Source organism: Fodinibius sp. SL11 (genome assembly GCF_052060035.1).
Lineage (GTDB): Bacteria > Bacteroidota > Rhodothermia > Balneolales > Balneolaceae > Fodinibius.
This window is the reverse complement of the sequence record NZ_JBPOEA010000023.1, coordinates 20,372-27,040: the sequence shown is the minus strand read 5'-3', so window position 1 is coordinate 27,040 and position 6,669 is coordinate 20,372. Positions and strand designations below refer to the sequence as shown.

At 44.3% G+C, this 6,669-nt stretch carries 6 protein-coding genes; 4 read left to right on the top strand and 2 right to left on the bottom strand.

Translation table 11 applies throughout. The features are described 5' to 3' along the window. The 4 genes from ACQ76V_RS15350 to ACQ76V_RS15335 form a co-directional block, all read left to right on the top strand. The coding region (locus tag ACQ76V_RS15350; protein ID WP_441001399.1) for a DUF3347 domain-containing protein at positions 1–797 on the top strand (797 nt) is incomplete at its 5' end. 32 nt (positions 798–829) lie between these two features. Further along, positions 830–2,839: a heavy metal translocating P-type ATPase gene (locus ACQ76V_RS15345; RefSeq protein WP_441001398.1), complete on the top strand. Its 2,010-nt coding sequence runs from the start codon at positions 830–832 to the stop codon at positions 2,837–2,839. Positions 2,840–2,914: 75 nt separating this feature from the next. Then, positions 2,915–4,228, top strand: a complete 1,314-nt coding sequence (locus ACQ76V_RS15340) for a Na+/H+ antiporter NhaC family protein (RefSeq protein ID WP_441001397.1) — start codon at positions 2,915–2,917, stop codon at positions 4,226–4,228. A 270-nt stretch (positions 4,229–4,498) separates the two neighbouring features. Further along, a complete protein-coding gene (locus tag ACQ76V_RS15335; RefSeq protein ID WP_441001396.1) occupies positions 4,499–4,984 on the top strand; it encodes a DUF4168 domain-containing protein in 486 nt (161 codons plus the stop codon). A gap of 56 nt (positions 4,985–5,040) precedes the next feature. On the opposite strand, the gene ACQ76V_RS15330 is transcribed toward ACQ76V_RS15335, so the two are convergent. Together ACQ76V_RS15330 and ACQ76V_RS15325 are read right to left on the bottom strand one after the other, a co-directional pair. Continuing rightward, positions 5,041–5,649, bottom strand: coding sequence for a DNA-3-methyladenine glycosylase (locus ACQ76V_RS15330; RefSeq protein WP_441001395.1), 609 nt, complete (start codon positions 5,647–5,649; stop codon positions 5,041–5,043). A 2-nt stretch (positions 5,650–5,651) separates the two neighbouring features. Next, the gene (locus ACQ76V_RS15325) at positions 5,652–6,557 is read right to left on the bottom strand and encodes a YihY/virulence factor BrkB family protein (protein ID WP_441001394.1); all 906 of its coding nucleotides are present in this window, start codon (positions 6,555–6,557) and stop codon (positions 5,652–5,654) included. Positions 6,558–6,669 lie beyond the last annotated feature (112 nt).

Below are 6,669 nucleotides of genomic sequence, written 5' to 3'. Positions count from 1 at the left end.
TCCCAAAATCAGCAGTGCTGTGGACTGGGGAACGGTCGGTGGTATATGTACAAAGGACAGTGAATGGTCAGCCGGTTTTTGAATTTCGGGAAGTTGAGCTGGGGCCGCGAGCGGGCGATCAGTATGTGGTGAAATCCGGAGTTGAAGCCGGAGAAAAGGTGGTCACAAATGGTAATTTTAAAATTGACAGTGCCGCACAACTGGCAGGTAAGGCCAGTATGATGAACAAAAATCCCGATGGGAGCATGCCGGCCGGACATAATCACGGTTCAATGGAAGAGTCGAATTCGAGTGATGAATCCGCAGAGATGAATGATCAAAATCAAAGGGAAACAACAGCAGGTGCTGGAGGTCACCAGCACACTGATCATTTATCTAATCTCGTTGATAGTTATCTTGGGATAAAAAACTCGTTAGCTGATGATCGCTTTAAGGAGGCTAAACATCATCTTGAAATATTTAAACAAGAGGTGATGCAGAATAAGGAAATGAATGAGCATCCCGAGCACTCCGCTATGCATCAAAAGCACCACGCAGCAATGGTTAAAGCAGTAGAAAAGGCGTCAAAGGCAGAAAATATTGAAGTGCTCAGAAGTTCATTTACCGATATATCCAATGAACTTGTAAAAGCTGTAGAAAATCAGGGATTTGAGGGGAAAGAGTTATTTTGGCAGTATTGTCCTATGGCCGAGAATAATGAGGGTGCGTACTGGTTAGATGATGAGCAAGAAATTGCCAACCCCTATATGGGAAAGCAGATGCCGGGCTGTGGGAACACTGAAAAAACAATATCGTAAAATAGTTAAATTAAAATTAACCGGAGAGGATTATGGGACATGAACACGAACATCATCAGAGTCATAAAGAGGAACAGAACGGGCACGACCATCACGATCATCATAAACAGATGGCTACTGATTTTAAGCGCCGGTTTTGGATTTCGCTGGTTGCAACTATTCCCATTTTGGTGCTTTCGCACATGATCCAGGGCTTTTTGGGGCTTGGGGATACGCTGCAGTTTGAGGGCGATTTGTATATCTCGTTTGTACTTTCGTCGTTTGTATTTTTCTATGGTGGATGGCCCTTCTTAAAAGGATTGTATGATGAGCTGAGCAAAAAAGAGCCCGGAATGATGACACTCATCGGGTTGGCAATTACGGTAGCCTACTCCTACAGCTCGGTGGTAGTGTTTGGGGTGGAGGGCGAAGTCTTTTTCTGGGAGCTTGCTACGCTGGTGGATATCATGCTGGTAGGTCACTGGATTGAGATGCGTTCGGTGATGAGTGCTTCCCGCGCCCTCGAAGAGCTGGCCAAGCTGATGCCGGGAGAGGCACATCGCATTACGGATGAGGGAGAAACCGAGGATGTCCCGCTGGAAGAATTAGAAGTTGGTGATCAGGTGTTGATAAAGCCCGGGGAAAAAGTTCCGGCTGATGGGACAGTGATTGAAGGAGGTTCGTCGGTAAATGAATCGCTGATGACAGGTGAATCCAAACCGGTGTCTAAGGAAGAGGGCGATGAGGTGATCGGGGGATCAGTGAATGGAAAAGGTTCGCTAAAAATTGAAGTTAAAAGAACGGGTGACGATTCCTTTCTCTCGCAGGTTATCGAGTTGGTGAAGCAGGCCCAGGAAAGTAAATCACGGACGCAGGATCTGGCCAATCGCGCTGCTTTTTGGCTTACCCTTATTGCTCTGGGAGCCGGAGCGTTGACCTTCTTTGGATGGACATTCTGGTCGTCGGAAAGCTTTATTTTTGCGCTCGAACGCACTGTTACCGTAATGGTAATCACATGTCCGCACGCCCTGGGATTAGCGGTGCCGTTGGTAGTAGCCGTTTCTACTTCGTTGGCTGCTCAGAACGGTTTTCTGATTCGCAATCGCGCTGCTTTTGAACAGGCGCGAAACATTGACGCGCTGGTGTTTGATAAAACGGGCACGCTTACCAAGGGAGAATTTGGAGTTACGGAGGTGTTGACCTTCAGTGATTCATATTCACGAGAAGAACTTCTTACGTTGGTGGCATCGGTTGAACAAAATTCCGAGCATCCGCTGGCTGAAGGAATGTTAGAAGCTACTGATGAAACGTATCAGGTGGAGGATTTTGATTCGATAACGGGCAAGGGTATCAAAGGAAAAGTAAATGGCAAGCAGGTTTATGTCGTAAGTCCCGGCTATGTGGAAGAACAAAATATGGAGCTGCCCCGAGAAAAGTATGAGCAGCTCTCCGGAGAAGGCAAGACCGTAGTTTTTGTGATTATTGACGATGAGCTGAAAGGGGCGATTGCACTGGGCGATCAGATAAGAGAAAGTTCGTACAAGGCTATTCAAAAGCTAAAAAATATGGGCATTCGCTGTATGATGCTTACCGGTGATAATAAACAGACGGCCGGTTTTGTGGCTGATGAGCTGGGGCTGGATGAATTTTTTGCCGAGGTGCTGCCCGACGAAAAGGCTGATAAAATCAAAGAGGTACAGCAGCGTGGATTGAAAGTAGCTATGACCGGCGACGGCGTGAATGATGCACCGGCGCTGGCCCAGGCAGATGTGGGTATTGCCATTGGCGCCGGATCAGATGTAGCCGTGGAAACAGCAGATATTATTTTAACTGATAGTGATCCAAACGATGTGGCGGCGGTGATTCAGCTGGCAAAATCGACCTACCGAAAAATGATCCAAAACCTGTTTTGGGCTACGGGATACAATGCTTTTGCCATTCCATTAGCGGGGGGGGTATTGGCAGGATATGGTATCATTTTAAGTCCGGCCGTTGGAGCAGTACTTATGTCGTTAAGTACGGTCATCGTAGCTGTTAATGCTCGATTTCTCAAGATTGAATAATTGTATTCCGTCAATAAAATGTGGATCATTGGCAAATTATAATCTCTTTTAGTTTAGCCTATTAAAACGTCCTGCATGACTATAAATAACCGCGCGGCCAAACGTTCGCTACTTCCAATACTACTTTTTATCAGTCTCTTTTTGGGTACCGGATTAACGCTGCAATTTATAGGTGTGGATCATCCCTTTCAACAGCTGCCGGGACAGGTGGCTATAATTCCGGCGCTTCTTTTGGCCGTGATGCTAAATCCCAAACCATTGGGCGATTCGATTTCCGTACTGATCAAAGGAGCTGGCAACGATAATATTATTACCATGTGTTTTATCTTTTTACTGGCCGGAGCTTTCTCCAGCGTTGCTACGGCTACCGGCGGCGTAGATGCGGTGGTCAATGCTGGTCTAATGCTTGTTCCCTCGGGATATATATTGCCGGGATTATTTGTCATTGCCGCTCTCATTTCTTTGGCTATGGGCACATCGGTGGGGACTATAGCAGCGTTAGCTCCCATTGCTTTGGGGTTTGCAGAGCAGACGGGCACCGGTGAACCACTCATAGCGGGTGCTTTGTTGGGAGGGGCTATGTTTGGAGATAACTTATCCATTATTTCTGATACCACCATTGCTTCTACCCGTACCCAGGAGGTAGGGATGAAGGATAAGTTCTGGGAAAATGTGAAGTTTGCTCTTCCAGCTTTTATCGTCACAGTATTGGTGTTTGGTTTTTTAGCTACCGATTCTGCGCCGATTACGCCCGAAGCGTTTAGCTGGGCGGCCACGCTACCATATTTAGCTATTCTTGTATTAGCAGTAAGTGGGATGAATGTTTTTATCGTGCTGCTACTGGGAATTGTAATGGCAGCTTTGCAGGGAGTGGTCTTTACAGGCTATGAACTTTCTGCATTGGGTACTGACATAGCGAGCGGATTTGCTGACATGCAGGGTATTTTTGTTCTGGCGATGTTTGTAGGGTCGTTGGGAGAATTCATCAAACAACAAGGCGGGCTGCAGTGGATTTCTGAGCACGTCAATAGACTGGCAGAAAAAGTATCGAGGACGGGAAATCGTGCTCAGCAGATGGCTATCGGCATGCTCGTGTTTATTACCGACTACTGTATCGCCAATAATGTAGTTTCTATTGTGGTAACCGGTGACTTGAGTCGAAATTTGGCGCAAAAACACGACATTACTCCCAAACGAAGTGCTACGGTGCTGGATACGTTTGCTTGCATAGCTCAGGGTTTTCTGCCTTACGGTAACCAGGCCTTGTTGCTAAGCGGTACGTTTGCCATTTCTCCTTGGGAGGCTGTAACCCGTAACTATTTTGGGGCGGTGCTGTTATTAGTCACGATAGCAATCATTTTTGTTGGTAAGAGCTCCCAAAACTCTTGACTTATATCTGAATAAAGGTAGTGCAACACAACGAAGTATCAGAAATCTTTAGCACTCTTATCAGACAAGTTGTTTCCCGAAAAGAATGAAAAAGAAATTTAAAATAGTACATAATTAAATGTAAGAGCATTCGTTGATGCATCTCACAAACCAAAAAAGCCCGAAAATAGCATATGAAAGCTATTTTATATCGAAGCAAATAATCTCTATGTTTACAGGGCTTAAATTAAAGCGAGATCTATTTAATTTTTAAATCATTCAATATATTTTATGAAGTTTTTTAAACATTCTTCGGCTTTTGTACTTGTTCTTCTTTTAATGGCCGGTTCAGTCTTTGCTCAGGGTAACCCCATGCAGCAGAAAATGCAGCAAGCTCAGCCAGACAGCATTACGAATGAAGATCTGAAAAAATTTGCTGCTGTCACCAATGATGTCAATCAAAAAATGGACGAAGAAATCGCCTCATTATTGGCTGATAAGGATATGGATCCCAAGCGGTTTGAAGAGATTATGATGAAGCAACGAAATCCTCAAACTGATTCTGCGGATGTCACGGAGCAAGAGCAGAAAACAATGGATGAAGTGCAACCTAAATTGATGAAGGTTCAGCAAAAAGAAATTATGAGTGCCATGAAGAAAAATGGACTCCAGCCACAGCGGTTTCAATCTATTGTTCGGGCATTGCAATCAAATCCTGAAGTAGCAAAGCGATATCGCCAAATTGTTCAAGAGGAGCAGCAAGGCAATCAAAACTAAGACTCCTTTTTGATTAAATAATTTAAGGCCTGTTTCGCTTAGCGAGGCAGGCTTTTTTATTTTTTGCTTACCCATTTGTTTCCGTTCGGATAAAAGCGCCAGGGTAGCTTTGCATCTTTACCGGCATAATCCACCCCCACACGTTCCGTTACTACAAGAGGGGAGGTTGAAAAATTCATCTCCCGATCTTCAATCCAGATGTTATTGTCAGTAAGTGCGGCCCCATCCCAATCCGTAGTGATACCGAGCGCTTCCGTTAACCTTCCGGGGCCTGCGGTAAGTGAAGGGCTCACGTCTTTCATATTGCGACGTTGAAGCATTATATTTTTCCCTTCAAGGGGCTGAATAGCACGGATAAGAATAGCGTCAGCCTTGTTATTCACATTTGTGACTACATTAAATAAATGATGAATGCCGTAGCACAGATAAACATAGGCAATCCCTCCGGCTTGATACATCGTTTCGGTTCGATCTGTACGAGTATTGTTATTGGCATGGCATGCTTTATCACCACGACCGCAATAAGCTTCGGTTTCGGTAATAATACCGCTGGTCAAGGGGCTTTTACTGATTTTCGTGCATAAGACCTTACCAACAAGTTCGCGAGCAATAGATACTACATCCTGCCGCTGATAAAATGACGGTGAAAGCTTTGAGTTACTCATTACTAAGAAATGGTCGTATATGGATTTTCCGGGCGACTCTTATCCTCGAGGAATACTTCTTGATATGATTTGGCAATAATAGTGCTAATGACAAAAAGAGCCGCTGAGTAGAAGGCCCAAACGCCAATGATAACCAAAATGGTATATCCTTGATAAAAATAGCGATAGGAGCTTAAAGCATATTCGAGGTAGTAACCCACCCCCATCTTAGCAAGTTCAAAGAGCACCGTATATACCACGGTTGCCAACAATGCTACTTGTGGTTTCATGTGTTTTTCGCTGATATATCGAAAGATGATATAAAAAAGAAACAGCGTAAATAGGGTGGGAATGAGCAGGTTAAACCATTCATAAACCCAGCTAAGTTCGAAGACGATATCGGTATAGGGTAGCGAAAACGTATCGATCGATACCAGGGACACCAGCGAAATAACCAGGCTAAAGAACAGGAAGGCTCCGCCTACGAGGCCAAAAGTAAAAAAGTTATAAACCATTTCGAGAAGAGGGTGACGTCGGTCTTCAATCTCAAAGATATCAAAAACGACGTGTTTGATTGTATGGAAAAATCCCTGCGAGAAAAAGATTAGAATAACCGTACCAATGATACCGAAGATACGCCGTGCCCCAATAAGCGGTTCGAGCAGTGTTTCGAGCGTTACGGCTCCTCGAAATACATCCCCACTGCGTGATTCATAAGTAAAGCTGGGAAACAGTTCGCGTCCATAACGTAAAATTTCAGCAAAAGCTTTTTCGTATGATAAGATATATCCGATGATTGAGATCATCAGCAGTATAAAGGGAATAGCACAAATAAATAGATTGAATGTGATGGCAGAAGCGTTAAAAAACACATCTTTCTTTTTTGCCAATTTTACGATGAGCCGCCAGAAATCCTTATACTTCTGCACTGATCAATGAATACTGATTAATAAGATTGCGAAAGTTACACTGTTCGCTTTTGTTATGCTACCCTAATTTGATCAAAAGTTATCGTACTTTACAAAATTAAATATTAAGCAC